Origin of the sequence: Rhizobium sp. NFACC06-2, assembly GCF_900101425.1 — a bacterium.
Lineage (GTDB): Bacteria > Pseudomonadota > Alphaproteobacteria > Rhizobiales > Rhizobiaceae > Agrobacterium > Agrobacterium leguminum.
Map to the genome: position 1 here is coordinate 14,447 of NZ_FMVA01000005.1, position 15,317 is coordinate 29,763.

Consider the following 15,317-nt stretch of genomic DNA (forward strand, 5'->3'; position numbering starts at 1 on the left):
TTCCGCTTATGGAGATGTTTGGGCCGAGCGCAAGACCGCGCGGCTATTCCTGTCAGTCGTCGTCCGGATCTTCCGGGCACGGCCAGGAGGCCGGCGCGGTGAGGCCGTTCGGCAATTTGGTCTTGGCGTCGCCACAGGCAATGTCGATCTGCTTCTGATCAAGGCCGGTGGCAGCGGAAAGATCGACCCCTTCGATCCTCGTCAGCAGCAGGAATGCGCTGGTGAAATCCACCGGACCGCCGAGCTTGGCGCCGCCGAAACGGGCGCGTGACAGATTGGTGAGCGAGAATTTCGAGCCGTTCAGCGTCGCGCCCTCGAAATCGGCGCGGCCGAGTTCGGCCTTGGTGAAATCCGTGCCGTCCAGCTTGGTGTTTTCGAATTTGGTCCGCTGCATTTCAGCATTGACGAATTTGGCGTTGGTGGCGTCAGCGGCGGAAAAATCGCTGCGATAGGCTTCCACCTTGGTCAAATTGGCGCCCTGCAGGTTCGCCTCGCCAAGGGCCGTGCGGATGAGCTTCGCCTTCTCGAGATTGGCGCCCTTCAGCGAAGAACCGCGCAGGTCGGTATAGGTGAAATCCGTGCCGTAAAGCATTGCCGAATCGAGATTGCTGCCGCCCAGCATCAGCAGACGCTTGTTGCATTCGCGCCAGTCGATGCCGGCCATGGCGTCGGTACGGCAGCTTGCGGCCACCAGCGGACCGCCGCTGAAAGAAACGGCAATCATCGCAAGCGCCGCCACACCGGCAACGAACCCTGTCTTCCGCACGATATTCAGCCTTTGAAAGCCGGACATTCTTTCACTCCCTGTCGTCGGGCGACGACACCTAGGACCATATGCACGTTCAAGGCGTTACCGCATCGCTGAACCACAATCCACGGGCCACGCGACCATGCAACACCCCAACATCCTATATGTAAGAAATCGAAGAGCAATCCACAAATACTGACGGGGAGACGGACGGTGGACGCTGCTCTTCCGCCATGCCGGACTAAATCCGGCATCCAGTCACGGCGTCTGCATCGTGGGAAATGAGTCCTTCGATCAGAGGTCTGCCCCGTTCCGCAAATGCCGTCACTCTCGGCCGCATGACACAATGGCTCAGAGTGCTTGCGAGCGGTCTTGCCACGCTCGACGTCATCCTCGGGCCTGTCCCGAGGATCTATCCACGTATCGTAAAATCAATCCGTTGCAGATGCTCGGGACAGGCCCGAGCATGACGGAAGAGAAGGCTCAGCCCGTAATCGCCATCACATATTGGCGTAAACCGGCCCCTCGCCGCCCTGTGGCGGTACCCAGTTGATGTTCTGGTTCGGGTCCTTGATGTCGCAGGTCTTGCAGTGCACGCAGTTCTGCGCGTTGATGACGTAGACTTCTTCGCCGTCCTTCTCCACCCATTCGTAAACACCGGCCGGACAATAACGCGTCGAAGGGCCGGCAAAGACGTCGTGCTCGGACGATTTCTGCAGCGCCATGTCCTTCACCTGAAGATGCACCGGCTGGTCTTCCTCATGGTTGGTGGAGGACAGGAACACCGAGGACAGCCGGTCGAAGGTCAACACGCCATCCGGTTTCGGATAGGCAATCGGCTTGTGCTTTGCGGCCGGCTCGAGGCTCTCGGCATCCGTCTTGCCATGCTTCAGCGTGCCGAAGAAGGAGAAGCCGAACAGCTGGTTCGTCCACATGTCCAAACCGCCGAGGCCGACGCCAACAAGCGTGCCGAATTTCGACCAGAGCGGCTTGACGTTGCGCACGCGTTTCAGGTCCTTGCCGATATCGCCGTCGCGCCATTCGGCCTCGATCTCGGCCACCTCGTCATGGGCGCGGCCGGCTGAGAGGGCCGCAGCGATCTTTTCTGCCGCCAGCATGCCCGAAAGCACCGCATTATGGCTGCCCTTGATGCGCGGCACATTGACGAAACCGGCGGAACAGCCGATCAGCGCGCCACCGGGGAAGGTCAGCTTCGGCACCGACTGGTAGCCGCCTTCGGTAATGGCGCGCGCACCATAGGAAATGCGCTTGCCGCCCTCGAAGGTCTCGCGGATGGCCGGATGCGTCTTGAAGCGCTGGAATTCCTCGAAGGGGTAAAGATAGGGGTTCTTGTAGTTGAGGTGCACCACGAAGCCGACGGCGACGAGGTTATCCTCGAGATGATAGAGGAAGGAACCGCCGCCGGTCTTGAAACCGAGCGGCCAGCCGAAGGAATGCTGCACGAGGCCCTGTCTGTGGTGTTCCGGCTTGACCTGCCAGAGTTCCTTGATGCCGATGCCGAATTTCTGCGGCTCGCGATCCCGGGACAAATCGAATTTGGAAATCAGCTGCTTGGCGAGCGAACCGCGCACGCCCTCGCCGATCAGCACATATTTGCCATGCAGCTCCATGCCTCGGGTGAAGTTCGGGCCCGGCTCACCGTTCTTCTCGATGCCCATATCACCCGTGGCGACACCGATCACCGCACCCTCATCGTTATAGAGCACCTCGGTTGCGGCAAAGCCCGGATAGATCTCGACGCCGAGCCCTTCCGCCTTTTCCGCCAGCCAGCGACAGACCAGCCCGAGCGAGACGATGTAATTGCCGTGATTGTTCATCAGCGGCGGCATCATGAAATTCGGCAGGCGAATGGAGCCGGCCGGGCCGAGAAACAGGAACTGGTCGTCCTTCACCTCGGTCTTGAAGGGATGCCCCTCCTCTTCGCGCCAGCCGGGCAAAAGCCGGTCGACGCCGATCGGATCGACAACCGCGCCGGAGAGAATATGCGCGCCGACTTCGGCACCCTTTTCGAGAACGACGACCGAAAGCTCCGGCTCCACCTGCTTCAGCCGGATCGCGGCGGCAAGGCCCGCAGGACCCGCGCCAACGATCACAACGTCGAATTCCATCGCTTCGCGTTCGGGCAGTTCCATCGCTTCCGTCATCTCATCCTCTCCGCATCGCCGGTCCCATCCGGCTGTTGTTATATCCGCTTTCCGGCATTCCCGGCGCATCGCCCGCGCCAGTCAAAAAACCATCCGCGACACCGCATCCACCAGCGCCTGTCTTCGCAAAGCAGGACGCCTTTGTCGAGCTTCTATAGCGGCAAAACATGTCGCACGCCAGTCAATTGTCAGACAACCTGATGATTGCTTTATTACTTTTACGTGAACGTAAGATGCAAAATAGAGACGACCTATTAGGGCGTCAAGAGCCGTAACGGTTTAACGGCGGCCGATATTCCGCGCCGCGCCGGAAGCGGACCTCATTACTCCCCATTGAAAGGGGCGAGGGTCTCAGTCTCCTGCGGCCCTGCTGTTGGGCTTGCGGCCGCGCGGGTTCGGTTTTGCTGGGACGGTCTTGCCATGTTCTTCCCACCAAGCGGCCAGTGCCTGCATCGTCGGACCAAGACCCCTGGCCTTTTCCGTCATCTCATATTCGACGCGCGGCGGCACCTCAGCAAAAACGGTGCGGGAGATGAGACCGTCCGCCTCCAATTCGCGAAGCTGCGCCGACAACATGTGCTGGGTAATTCCCGGGATCGCTTTTCGTAATTCACCAAAGCGGTGGACCCGATGATGAAGCAGCCACATGATTTCCAGCTTCCATTTTCCCGAGAGCATCGCGAAGGCACGGCGCATCTCGTCCTGCATCGTAAAGCCGGCTTCAGTCATTGGTATGTATTCCCATACCTAGTGTCATAAATTCATCCTACTTGCGAAAATTCATTATAGCCTACAAATACTCTACGAGCTCTTCGTAGCCGATGCAACGCGTCATCCGAAAAGCGCCAGATCAATGCTCAATTTCGCCGGGACGCCCGGCGAGAGGGATATTCCATGACTATAACTTACACCTACTGGATCAGCACCGCGCTCCTGTCGGCGCTGTATCTGTCTTCGGCGGCGCTATACTTGAGCAAGAGGGACTTCGTCGAAAAAGCCCAGGCCGATCTCGGCTATCGTGCGGCCCATCTGGTGCCGTTCATGATCGTCGTGAAGATATTCGGACCCCTTGCGATCCTGACACGCCTCTCCCTGCCGCTCAGCGATCTCGCTTATGCGGGCATTTTCTATCACTTGATCCTGTCGGGAATGGCGCATCTTGGCGTCCGCAGCGTCAAGGGTGCGATGCCCGCTGCCCTTGGCCTCATTCTGCTGGCCACATCCTTCGCGACGCAGAACCATGTTCGCGATGTTCCCTCGCCTTATGCTTTTGAAGCAGCGGCTCACCAGTAAATCCTAAAAAGGAAAACCCATGAAAAGATTAGAAGGCAAGGTTGCGATCGTCACAGGGGCTGGCCGCGGGATTGGCCGCGCCACCGCCAAACTCCTCGCGACCGAAGGGGCTAAAGTCGCGGTCCTCTCGCTCACGCCCGCGAATGTCGATGCCGTCGTGGCCGATATAAAAGCGGCAGGCGGGACCGCTCTGGGCATTGCGATTGACGTCAGCGATGCCAATGCGATCAAGCCTGCGATCGACACCGTTGTCGCGGCCTGGGGCGGCATCGATATCCTCGTGAACAATGCTTTTGACCGTTCAGTGGTGCAATCCTCCGTTCTCAATCTGGCGGTGGAACAACTGCAGCGCAATTTCGATACCGGTCCCATCGCCTTCCTGCGGACGATGCAGGCCGCCTATCCTCATCTGAAAGCCAGCGGCGAAGGACGTATCATCAACTTCGGATCGATGGCCGGTGTCACGGGTCTGGTGCCATATGCGCCGTACAACATGGCAAAGGAGGCCATACGTGCCCTGACGCGGGTTGCAGCCCGCGAATGGGGCGCTGACAATATAACTGTTAACAACGTCCTGCCAGTTGCCGATACCTGGGGTGCGGCGGCAGCCAATATTCCTGCCCCGGCGAATGCCCTTACCCGGCATGGCTCCCCCGAAGACGACATCGCTCCCGTGGTGCTGTTCCTTGCCAGCAAGGATGCGCAGTTCATTACGGGGTACAGCCTGACGCCAGACGGCGGCATGATCATCGATGCCGGCCGCTGAGAACGGTGAGATCGCGTTGCTTCCCCTTGGGAGGCGACGCTTTCAGGTGTTTCGTTGCAGCGGCACCTCGGATGGGATCAAACCGCCCATTCCTCATTCGTCGTGAACACGATCGTCAGCCAGCGATCGCTCCCCTCGCCGCCCAGCGCATCGCCGATCTCGTCGCGGATCGCGTCCCATTCCTCCAGACGCCGGGGCGGCCAGTTTTTCGGGACGATGAAAAAGAGTTCGATCTGACGGCCGCGGCCGACGCGGGCGACATAGGAATAGTGCGAGGAAAAGCCGAATTTCTCCACCGTCTCGGCGGCCACCCGGTCCACATGCTGCTTGAATTCCAGCGGGGTCACCAGAAGAATATCCGCCAGCGCCTGTTTCACATTGCCGAGCGGCATGGGGATGATGACGAGGCAGACCAGCGCCAGCACGGCCGGGTCGATATAGGGTGCCAGCCATGCCTGCGCCGTTCCCGTGAGCCCGTAACCCACGGCGAAGGCGGCGAAGAGCGCCATGCTTAGAAGCGCGCTCATCAGCCAGCTTTTGGCGTCCAGCGCCACGAAGGCGGATTTCAGCCGGCGGTTCTGCCGTTTGACCAACCATGCCATGGCGAGCGAGACGGCGAAGCTGACGAAGGTGACGACAATGGCGTAATCGAACTCGATCGATCTGCCGCCATCCATCAGGCTGTCGACGGCATTGATGAGGGCGTAGATCGCCGCCCCCATCAGGAGCGTGCCGTTAAGCCCGAGCACCATCGGCTCCAGATGCCAGAAGCCCATGGTGAAACGCTCCACCAGCCGGCCGCCGGGTTTGGGCGCGGCGGAAGCGGCGATCAGCCGCGCGACAAGCAGCGCCAGCACCGTCATGAAAGCATCGGTCAGCGCATAAACGCCGTCGAAAACAACCGCGAAAGAGCCGGAAAACATGCCCGCGCCAATGCCGAACAGCGCCAGCAGAACCGTGACGGCAATGGAGAATTTCAGCAGGGATTGTTCTGTCATGACGTGTATTCGACCTTCAAAGGCGGACGCCGCCTTATAGAGGTTTTCGCTTTTCTGCGAGTGGCGAAAAATCTCTAACTCTTTGTTTTGTTGCATTTCCGGACGGAAAACCGGGGTCCACTTTTCCTGGAAATGCTCTATAAACACCACATACGGCACTCACAAGACAGGACAAACTCCATGGATTTCGGCATTTCCGGCAAACGCGCCCTCGTTCTCGCCTCCTCTCGCGGCCTTGGGCTGGGCATTGCGACCGCGCTGGCGAAAGAAGGCGCAAACGTCCTTCTGGTTGGCCGAAGCGGTGAAAAGCTGGCGGAAAATTGCAAGGCGATCAATGCGCTTGGCAAGGGCAAGGCCGACTGGGTGTGGGGCGATCTTGCCGAGGATAATTTCGTCGAAGCCATGGTTCAGGCCGTCAACGACAAGCTCGGCGGCATCGATATTCTCGTCAACAATACCGGTGGTCCAACGCCCGGCCTCGCACAGGACATGACGGTCGACAAGCTCGACACTTTTTTCCAGTCCATGGTGCTGCGGGTCATCACGCTGACCAATGCGCTGTTGCCGCAGATGAAAGAACAGGGGTTCGGCCGCATCCTCACCGTCGCCTCGTCAGGCGTGTTCGAACCGATCCCCAATCTCGCCCTTTCCAACACGCTGCGCGGCGCGCTCGTCGGCTGGAGCAAGACTCTGTCCTCGGAAGTCGCCTCCTTCGGCATCACCTCCAACCTGCTGCTGCCCGGCCGCATCCACACCGACCGTATTGATGAACTCGATGGCGCCAATGCCAAGCGTCTTGGCAAGAGCATTGAGGAAATCCGCGAGGCTTCGGTCAAGGGCATTCCCGCCGGCCGTCTCGGCACGGTGGAAGAATTCGCCGCCGCCGGTGCTTTCCTGTGCTCGGTGCCGGCAAGCTATATTACCGGCACAATGCTGCGGGTGGATGGCGGCGCGGCGAAGTCGAACTGAGGGGCCGGCCGCCTTAAGCGGCGTTACGGAGCCGTTCCATAAACGACGTAACGGTTCCGTCCGGTATTCTTCGCCTCATAAAGTGCTGTATCGGCGTGGCGCAGCACATCGCTGGCGCTTTCACCGGGATTGGCATAGGCAATGCCGGCCGAACAGCTGTAGCGAAATTCGGGCCTGTCGGGCAGCGGCGCGGCATCGGCCAGAGACAACTGAAGCTGACGCATCAGCGTTTCGGCGCTGTGCATGCGCGCGCCGCTGAGCACCAGCAGAAACTCTTCGCCACCAATTCTCCCGAGAAGGTCGTCACGGCCGGCAGTTGAAGACAGCCGCGCCGCGAAATCCTTCAGCACGAGATCGCCACAGGCATGGCCGAAGCGGTCGTTGACGCTCTTGAAATGGTCGATATCCATGATGATGACGGCGAGCGCCTGCGCCTTGTTCGGGCCGAGCAGGTGGTTGAGAGTGTCCATGGCGTAACGGCGGTTGCCGAGGCCGGTCAGCTCATCGCTCAAGGCGGATTTCAGCGCCCGGTCCCGCTCCTGGCGCAGATCGCGCAATTCGACGCCGAGTTCGGATACATCGGTTATGACGCAAAGCATCCAGCCGCCCGACAACGTCGTTTCGGTCGTCAGCATCCACCGGCCGTCCTTGAGGCTGGTTTCGATGGTCCGAAAAGGCAGTTTGCCACGCCGCGTCTTTGCCGAGCGCAGCCACAATTCGAAATCCGACGTCTCTATGGCCGTGCCAGTTGCGGTTTGGTAACCGCTGCGCATCAGGTCCACCCAGCTCGGAAACACATTCGGGCCGACGCCGAGCGCGGTGCGGAAGGCACTGTTGGCAAAACGCATCTCGTCATGCCCGTCAAACAGCGCATAGCCCTGCTGCGATGCTTCCATGAGGCTCATGAGCTGTTGGATGAAAACGTCCATATCACCTTGAATGAGACCGATATGCCCGGGTAGCGCGTCATTCACGGCGTGTTGGCTGATCTGGTGAGACATCGAATTTCCAAGACTACGACAAGATGGAACCATACGGACGGCAATGGTACGACACCATTTCTTTTTTGATAAAATATTCATATTCCAAAATAACGTCGTATCGACTGAAGTACATTTTACGCTCCAGCCCTACCTAACAGCAAAATCCTAAAAGTATTTCCGAAAACTACACCGTTCTTTCATTCCGGCATAAACATCCTGTTCACCATGCGCCGTAGCTGTCCGTATGTGAGAGCTCATGCGACGAGGCGCATGGCTCAAAAACAATAGGCGGCGCTTGCCATTCCGTCGGCCTTGTGCAATCAACCGCCCTCCTCTGACATCGGGGTGCCAAAGGCATCCCTTATCCTCACGCCGGGCCGCCCAAGGGCCGGGCGGGTTCTTCTATCGGCACAAGGAATATGGCGATGACGCAAAAGCGGGCTCTCGGCCTCGATTTCGGCACGACCAACACGGTCATGGCTCTTTCCGACACGGGCGGCGCCAGCCGTTCCATGCGCTTCACCAGCAGCGCGGGCACGGATGACAGCATGCGCACGGCGCTCTCCTTCATGAAGGATGCCGGCCTTGGTGCGGCCGCCCTGCATGTGGAAGCCGGCCATGCCGCCATCCGGCAATTCATCGACAATGCCGGCGACTGCCGTTTCCTGCAATCGATCAAGACATTTGCGGCCTCGCCGCTGTTTCAGGGCACGCTGATCTTCGCCAAGCGCCAGAGCTTCGAGGATCTGATGGACGTGTTCCTGCGCAAGCTGAAGACCTATGCGGGCGAGGAATGGCCGGGGGATGTCTCCACCGTCATCGCCGGCCGGCCGGTGCGTTTCGCCGGCAGCAATCCGGATGAAACGCTGGCGCTCGCCCGTTACAACGAGGCGCTCACCCGCGCCGGTTTCCCGGAAATCCACTATGTCTACGAGCCGGTGGCAGCCGCCTATTATTTCGCCCAGAGCCTGAAGAAGGATGCCAATGTGCTGGTGGCGGATTTCGGCGGCGGCACGACGGACTATTCGCTGATCCGTTTCGAAACCCATGCCGGCAAGCTCTCCGCCACCCCCATCGGCCATTCCGGCGTCGGCGTGGCGGGCGATCATTTCGACTTCCGCATGATCGACAATCTGGTCTCGCCGGAAATCGGCAAGGGCAGCAAGTTCAAGAGCTTCGACAAGGTGCTGGACGTGCCCTTCGGCTACTACGTGAATTTCGGCCGCTGGAACCAGCTGTCGATCTTCAAGACCTCGAAGGAATTCACCGACCTGAAGTCGCTGGTGCGCTCGGCGCTGGAGCCGGAAAAGCTCGAACTCTTCATCGATCTGGTCGAACATGACGAGGGTTATCCGCTCTATCAGGCGATTTCCGCCACCAAGATGGCGCTCTCCTCGGCGGAAGAAGCGGAATTCAACTTTGCACCATTGGGCAAGGCCGGCCGCAAGATGGTGAAGCGCAGCGATTTCAACAACTGGATCGCCGAAGATCTCGCCAAGATAGAAGAAGCGCTCGACGAGGTTCTGGAAAAAACGAAAGTCGCGCCCGAAGCCATCGACAAGGTGTTCCTGACCGGCGGCACCTCCTTCGTGCCGGCGGTTCGGGAGCTTTTCACCCGCCGTTTCGACGCCGACCGGATCGAAAGCGGCGGCGAGTTGCTTTCGATTGCCCATGGTCTCGCCATGATCGGCGAAAGCGGCGATATTCAGCGCTGGACAGCGTGATTTGCGGGTTCCCCGGGCGGGGAACATGCGGTAGTTTCCGCCCATGATCGCCGCCCAAGACCTCTCCCCGGCCGAACTTGCCGCCCTTCTGCATTTCCATGCGGATGCAGGCGTCGACTGGTTGCTGGAAGAGACCCCGGTCGACCGTTTCGCCGAATTTGCCGCCGCCCGCCCTGCCCGGTCGATGCCGGGGCAGGATACGGCCGCATCGGCGCGGCAAGTGGAAAGCCCGGCCGATCGCCGTGCTGATGCGCCTAACCGCCAGCCGCCAGGCCGAAGCGCTCCTGCGCGCGGCGCACCGGCAGCCCCCGCCATTCAGCAGAATGTCGCCATGCCGGACGAGCAGGCCGTGGCGGCCGCACGTTTTGCGGCGGAAAGCGCTCGATCGCTTGGGGAGCTAAAAACCGCGCTCGAGGGTTTCAGCGGCTGCAATCTCAAGAACAGCGCGCGCAATACGATTTTCAGTCAAGGCGATCCCGCCTCCGGTATCATGGTGCTCGGCCCGATGCCTGACGCCGATGACGACCGCGAGGGCCTGCCTTTTGCCGGCAAGGCCGGCCTGCTGCTGGATCGCATGCTCGCGGCCATCGGTCTCGAGCGCAGCACCATCATGCTCGGCAACGTCGTTCCCTGGCGGCCACCTGGCAACCGCCCGCCGACTCAGGCCGAAATGGATATCTGCCGCCCCTTCATCGAGCGTCAGATTGCGCTTGCGGAGCCGAAACACCTGTTGCTTCTCGGCAACTTCACCGCACGTTTCTTCTTCGGCGGCACCGGCACCATCCATACCATGCGCGGACAGTGGCGTGATGTCGCAGCCGGCCACCTGATTCTGCCGGCGCTCGCCAGCCTGCATCCGCAGGAACTGCTGAACGCGCCAGCCAGCAAGTCATTGGCATGGCAGGATTTATTGGCCTTTCAAGCGAAAGTGGCCAAAGGCTGACTGCCTCATTACTGTTCAATGTAAATGATTTATGAAGAAAGCCATGCGGATTACGCATAACAGCGGCGCATTTGGCCAGCTTGCCGAATCCATGCTGCGCTGCGATATAGCGACCATGTCTTGGGAGGAATTCGGTTAAAGGAACCAAGGCAATGACCACTCGCTTCCGTCCGGTACATTCCGGCTTTGAAACGCTCCGCCTGGCAGGCCTCGGCGCCCGCTCCAGTCAGGGCTACCACCGTTTCGGCGCTGCCGCAAACGAACAGATGACCGCACGCGCTGCCATGCAGCAGGTCCGCGTGACGCGTCCCTCGGCCGTCTTTGCGGATTTCCGCGAGCGCTGAGAAGCACTCAGGCCAGTCTAGCGCTGGTCCACAGATATGATTGCGCGCTGGCGTCTTTCTTCGGGAAGGCGCCTTTTGCTTTTGCGTGTGTTTGCGAGAGCGGGCCGCATAACGATGGACCGCGCCAAACCCTCCGACGTCATCCTCGGGCTTGTCCCGAGGATCTGCAACGGATCGATTTTGGTGGCGTGTTTAGATCCTTGGGACAAGCCCAAGGACGACGCCGGGAAATATCTGCCCTTCGTCATTAACTTCGGGGAATACGACGCAAGCATACCGCGGGAGTGGCAACATCCCTCACCCCTGCGGCGTCGAGGCCTTGCGGGCCGCCCGTCTTGCCAGGCCCAGCTGATGCTCGCGAAAGATGATGAAGATGCCGGCGAGGATAACGATCGCCGTGCCGATCAGCATCGTCACCGTGGGAATATCTCCGAACAGAATGTAGGAGACCGCGATGCCGAAGATGATGGAGCTGTATTCGAAGGGCGCGATGACGGAGACTTCGGCGTGCCGGTAACTCTCCGTCAGGAAGATTTGCGCAACCCCACCGCAGATGCCGCTGGTGATCAGTAGCATGGCCTGCGTCATGCTCAGCGCACTCCAGCCGAATGGCACGCTGACGAGCGACAGCAGCGTGGCGGTGAGCGAAAAATAAAGCACGATGGTCGGCGTCTTTTCAGTCTCCACCAGTTGCCGCACCTGGATCATCGCCAGACCGCCGAGCGCCGCACCGCACAATACGGCAATGGCCCCCAGCCCCTCACCCGCGGCAAAACCGCCTTCCCTCAGAAGCGTCATCTTCGGCCAGAGAATCACCAGCACGCCCGTCATGCCGACAAAGACCGCGCTCCAGCGATAGATGCGCACCTTTTCATGCAGAATGAAGGCGGCAAAAACGACCGCGAGCAGCGGTGAGGCATAACCGATGGCGATGAATTCCGGTAGCGGCAGCATGGTCAGCCCGTAAAAGCCGCAGACCATCGAAAGAATGCCGAGAAAACCGCGTTTGAAATGGCCCAGAAGATTGTTGGTGTGCAGCGCGCTTGCCAGCGCATGCAGCCAGGCGAGATAAACGACGATGGGCAGAATGGCGAAGGCGGAGCGGAAGAAGGTGATCTGGCCGGCCGGCACATCGCCTGCGGCCTTGATACAGGTCTGCATGACAAGAAAGAAGCCGACCGAAATCAGCTTCATGCTAATCCCACGAAAGGGATTCATCGGTTCGGCGTTCATTGGCAGTTACTCATATCGGCTGCGCAAACACGCCATCTGGAGATTTTCATGCGGGAAAGGACGACGCAGGAGAAGTGGATGCCCCAAGGCTAGAGCATTCTTCCGGGGCTTTACAGCAAAAAATGCTATTTACCCATGAATTCGGTTGATCTGGGGAAGCTTCGTTTGTCCGGCTGGCGGGATGGCCGCAGACCAAAAGTCGCACGCGCTAAAATTTGAAGAAAATAAAATATAATTTCAGCAATCGTTCAACATTTGCTGCGATGGTCCTGAAGTCCGGCGGCGGGAGGATCGTCTGCAGGGCCGAAGACGCCTTCCATGGCGGGACAGAATGTCCTCCGATGCGCACATGAACGTGACGAATACTCCACCTATTTTACATCCGGGCCTTATGACGACATGATGCCGGGAAGACCACGCCAAGTTATTCAGGGATAGTCATGCGAACAGATACGGGCCAGATCGTTCACCTGGCAGATTACCGCCCCACCGATTTCGTTCTGGAGCGGGTGGATCTCACCTTCGAACTCGACCCCAAGAATACCAAGGTCGAAGCCCGTCTGATCTTTCATCGGCGCGAAGGTGCTGAGCGTGAGGCGCCACTGGTTCTCGATGGCGACGAGCTGAAGCTTTCCAGCCTGCTGCTCGACCAGGTGGAACTTCCCGCCGGTCAATATGAGGCGACGCCGGAGAGCCTGACCATCCGCGACCTGCCGGCGGAGGCGCCCTTCGAAATCTGCGTCACCAACTACATCAATCCGCAGGTCAATACGCAGCTGATGGGGCTTTATCGCACCAATGGCGTCTATTGCACCCAATGCGAGGCGGAAGGTTTCCGCCGCATCACCTATTTCCCCGACCGTCCCGATGTTCTGGCGCCCTATACGGTGACGATCATCGCGGCAAAGGAAGGCAATCCGCTGCTGCTTTCGAACGGCAATTTCCTCGGCGGCGGCAATTACGATGAAGGCCGTCACTTCGCGGCCTGGTTCGATCCGCATCCGAAGCCCAGCTATCTTTTCGCACTCGTCGCCGGCGATCTCGGCGTGGTCGAAGACACCTTCACCACCATGTCCGGCCGCGATGTGGCGCTGAAGATTTACGTCGAGCATGGCAAGGAGCCGCGCGCGGCCTATGCCATGGACGCGCTGAAGCGTTCGATGAAATGGGACGAAGAGCGCTTCGGGCGCGAATACGACCTCGATATCTTCATGATCGTCGCCGTGTCCGATTTCAACATGGGCGCGATGGAGAACAAGGGTCTCAACGTCTTCAACGACAAATTCGTGCTGGCCGATCCGGAAACCGCCTCCGACGCGGATTACGCCAATATCGAGCGCATCATTGCGCATGAATATTTCCACAACTGGACGGGCAACCGCATCACCTGCCGCGACTGGTTCCAGCTGTGCCTGAAGGAGGGCCTGACGGTCTATCGCGATCAGGAGTTTTCCGCCGACATGCGCTCGCGTCCGGTCAAGCGCATCGCCGATGTGCGCCACCTGAAGTCGGAGCAGTTCCCGGAGGATTCCGGTCCGCTGGCGCATCCGCCGCGCCCGGATACCTATCGCGAAATCAACAATTTCTACACGACGACCGTTTATGAGAAGGGTGCCGAAGTCACCCGCATGATCGCCACCATTCTTGGCGCTGAAGACTTCAAGAAGGGCATGGACCTCTATTTCGAGCGCCATGATGGCGAAGCGGCAACCGTCGAGGATTTCGTCAAGAGCTTTGCCGATGCCAGCGGTCGCGATCTCTCGCAGTTTTCGCTATGGTACACCGAGGCCGGCACGCCGCTGGTCTCCGTGTCGTCCGCTTACGATGCCGGCAAGGCCACTTTCAGCCTGACGCTGGAACAGACCGTGGCACCAACGCCCGGCCAGTCGGTGAAGCAGCCGCGCCACATTCCGCTCTCGCTGGCGCTGATCCTCGACAACGGCCAGATCGCCGAACCGCAGGCCGTCGAAGGCGGCGAGTATCGCGATGGTGTGCTGCATCTGACTGAGCGCAACCAGACCTTCTCCTTCTCCGGCATTTCGTCGCGCCCGGTGCTGTCGATCAACCGCAGTTTTTCGGCACCGATCAATCTGGATTTCGAACAGAATGCCGATGATCTGGTGCAGATCGCCCGGCATGAAACCGACATGTTCGCCCGTTTCCAGGCGCTGACCGATCTCGCCCTGCCGGCGCTGATTGCTGCCACCAGAGCGGTGCAGAATGGCGAAGAAATCCGCACGGATGCGGCTCTGTCGGCCACGCTTATCGAGATCATCGGTAACGACGCGCTGGAGCCGGCGTTCCGGGCGCAGGCTCTGGCCCTGCCGAGCGAAACGGATATCGCCCGTGAACTCGGCGGCAACACCGATCCCGACGCCATTCACAAGGCGCGCAATGCCACAATCACGGCGATTGCCACGGCCGGCGTCGAAACGCTGAGACGCCTTGCCGATAGCGCTGCCGATGGCGCGGCCTACAGCCCCGACGCCGACAGCGCCGGACGCCGTTCGTTGCGAAACGGCGCCCTGAGTTTCCTCGCCTATGCCGAGGGAACACCGGAGCGGGCGGCGAAGGCCTATGCCGACGCCACCAACATGACCGATCTCGCCCATGCGCTCAGCGTGCTGACCCAGCGTTTCCCGGAAAGCACCGAGACAAAGGAAGCGCTTGCCGCCTTCGAAAAGCGCTTTGCCGACAATGCGCTGGTGCTCGACAAGTGGTTCTCGCTGCAGGCAGCCATTCCGGGCGATGGCGCGCTCGACCGGATCAAGGCGCTGATGAAATCGAAACATTTCATCGCCACCAATCCGAACCGGGTACGCTCGCTCGTCGGCACGCTGGCCTTCGCCAACCCTACCGGCTTCCACCGTGCCGATGGCGCCGCTTACCGGTTCCTGGCCGAGCAGATCATCGCCATCGACAAGCGCAATCCGCAGCTTGCCGCCCGCATTCTCACATCCATGCGCTCCTGGCGGTCGCTGGAGGCAAGCCGTGCCGAACACGCCAAGGCGGCGCTTTCGACGATCGCCGAGGCAAAGGGCCTCTCGACGGATGTGAGCGATATTGTCGGGCGCATCCTGAAGGGCTGAACTTCCGCCGAGGCTGCACCGCCACCCTGATCCATGTCATGACGCCGTCTTGATTTCCATCA

At 60.0% G+C, this 15,317-nt stretch carries 13 protein-coding genes; 7 read left to right on the forward strand and 6 right to left on the reverse strand.

The genetic code is table 11. The features are described from left to right. Window positions 1-52: 52 nt before the first annotated feature. The 3 genes from F3H58_RS10625 to F3H58_RS10635 all read right to left on the reverse strand — a co-directional run bounded on the left by F3H58_RS10625 (window position 53) and on the right by F3H58_RS10635 (window position 3,642). Window positions 53-793 (reverse strand): pentapeptide repeat-containing protein, encoded by a 741-nt coding sequence (locus F3H58_RS10625; protein WP_078054240.1) that lies wholly within the window; start codon window positions 791-793, stop codon window positions 53-55. A 455-nt stretch (window positions 794-1,248) separates the two neighbouring features. Continuing rightward, complete coding sequence (locus tag F3H58_RS10630; protein WP_149742168.1) at window positions 1,249-2,913, reverse strand: electron transfer flavoprotein-ubiquinone oxidoreductase; 1,665 nt, start codon at window positions 2,911-2,913, stop codon at window positions 1,249-1,251. 351 nt (window positions 2,914-3,264) lie between these two features. Then, complete coding sequence (locus F3H58_RS10635) at window positions 3,265-3,642, reverse strand: winged helix-turn-helix transcriptional regulator (protein WP_149742169.1); 378 nt, start codon at window positions 3,640-3,642, stop codon at window positions 3,265-3,267. Between the two features lie 165 nt (window positions 3,643-3,807). Here F3H58_RS10635 and F3H58_RS10640 point away from each other — a divergent pair, with 165 nt between their 5' ends. Together F3H58_RS10640 and F3H58_RS10645 are read left to right on the forward strand one after the other, a co-directional pair. Next, on the forward strand, window positions 3,808-4,206 hold the full coding sequence (locus F3H58_RS10640; RefSeq protein WP_149742170.1) for a DoxX family protein: 399 nt from the start codon (window positions 3,808-3,810) through the stop codon (window positions 4,204-4,206). A gap of 19 nt (window positions 4,207-4,225) precedes the next feature. Beyond that, on the forward strand, window positions 4,226-4,972 hold the full coding sequence (locus F3H58_RS10645; protein WP_149742171.1) for an SDR family NAD(P)-dependent oxidoreductase: 747 nt from the start codon (window positions 4,226-4,228) through the stop codon (window positions 4,970-4,972). Window positions 4,973-5,049: 77 nt separating this feature from the next. Here F3H58_RS10645 and F3H58_RS10650 read toward each other — a convergent pair whose 3' ends face one another. Then, entirely contained in the window at window positions 5,050-5,970 is a 921-nt protein-coding gene (locus F3H58_RS10650) for a cation diffusion facilitator family transporter (RefSeq protein ID WP_149742172.1), read from the reverse strand. 180 nt (window positions 5,971-6,150) lie between these two features. Here F3H58_RS10650 and F3H58_RS10655 point away from each other — a divergent pair, with 180 nt between their 5' ends. Next, window positions 6,151-6,939 carry an SDR family oxidoreductase gene (locus F3H58_RS10655; protein WP_149742173.1) on the forward strand — a complete coding sequence of 263 codons (789 nt, stop codon included), beginning with the start codon at window positions 6,151-6,153 and terminating at the stop codon, window positions 6,937-6,939. A 23-nt stretch (window positions 6,940-6,962) separates the two neighbouring features. Here the strand turns inward: F3H58_RS10655 and F3H58_RS10660 are convergent, their stop codons facing one another. After that, the gene (locus tag F3H58_RS10660) at window positions 6,963-7,868 is read right to left on the reverse strand and encodes a GGDEF domain-containing protein (RefSeq protein ID WP_149742349.1); all 906 of its coding nucleotides are present in this window, start codon (window positions 7,866-7,868) and stop codon (window positions 6,963-6,965) included. Window positions 7,869-8,347: 479 nt separating this feature from the next. Between F3H58_RS10660 and F3H58_RS10665 the strand changes: the two genes are divergently transcribed. The 3 genes from F3H58_RS10665 to F3H58_RS10680 all read left to right on the forward strand — a co-directional run bounded on the left by F3H58_RS10665 (window position 8,348) and on the right by F3H58_RS10680 (window position 10,933). Next, complete coding sequence (locus F3H58_RS10665) at window positions 8,348-9,646, forward strand: Hsp70 family protein (protein ID WP_149742174.1); 1,299 nt, start codon at window positions 8,348-8,350, stop codon at window positions 9,644-9,646. 43 nt (window positions 9,647-9,689) lie between these two features. Then, on the forward strand, window positions 9,690-10,589 hold the full coding sequence (locus F3H58_RS10670) for a uracil-DNA glycosylase (protein WP_149742175.1): 900 nt from the start codon (window positions 9,690-9,692) through the stop codon (window positions 10,587-10,589). A 152-nt stretch (window positions 10,590-10,741) separates the two neighbouring features. Beyond that, window positions 10,742-10,933 (forward strand): hypothetical protein, encoded by a 192-nt coding sequence (locus F3H58_RS10680; RefSeq protein WP_063950983.1) that lies wholly within the window; start codon window positions 10,742-10,744, stop codon window positions 10,931-10,933. 297 nt (window positions 10,934-11,230) lie between these two features. On the opposite strand, the gene F3H58_RS10685 is transcribed toward F3H58_RS10680, so the two are convergent. Beyond that, the gene (locus F3H58_RS10685) at window positions 11,231-12,166 is read right to left on the reverse strand and encodes a DMT family transporter (RefSeq protein ID WP_149742177.1); all 936 of its coding nucleotides are present in this window, start codon (window positions 12,164-12,166) and stop codon (window positions 11,231-11,233) included. A 440-nt stretch (window positions 12,167-12,606) separates the two neighbouring features. On the opposite strand from F3H58_RS10685, the gene pepN reads away from it, so the two are divergent. Next, the gene (gene pepN / locus F3H58_RS10690; RefSeq protein ID WP_149742178.1) at window positions 12,607-15,255 is read left to right on the forward strand and encodes an aminopeptidase N; all 2,649 of its coding nucleotides are present in this window, start codon (window positions 12,607-12,609) and stop codon (window positions 15,253-15,255) included. Window positions 15,256-15,317 lie beyond the last annotated feature (62 nt).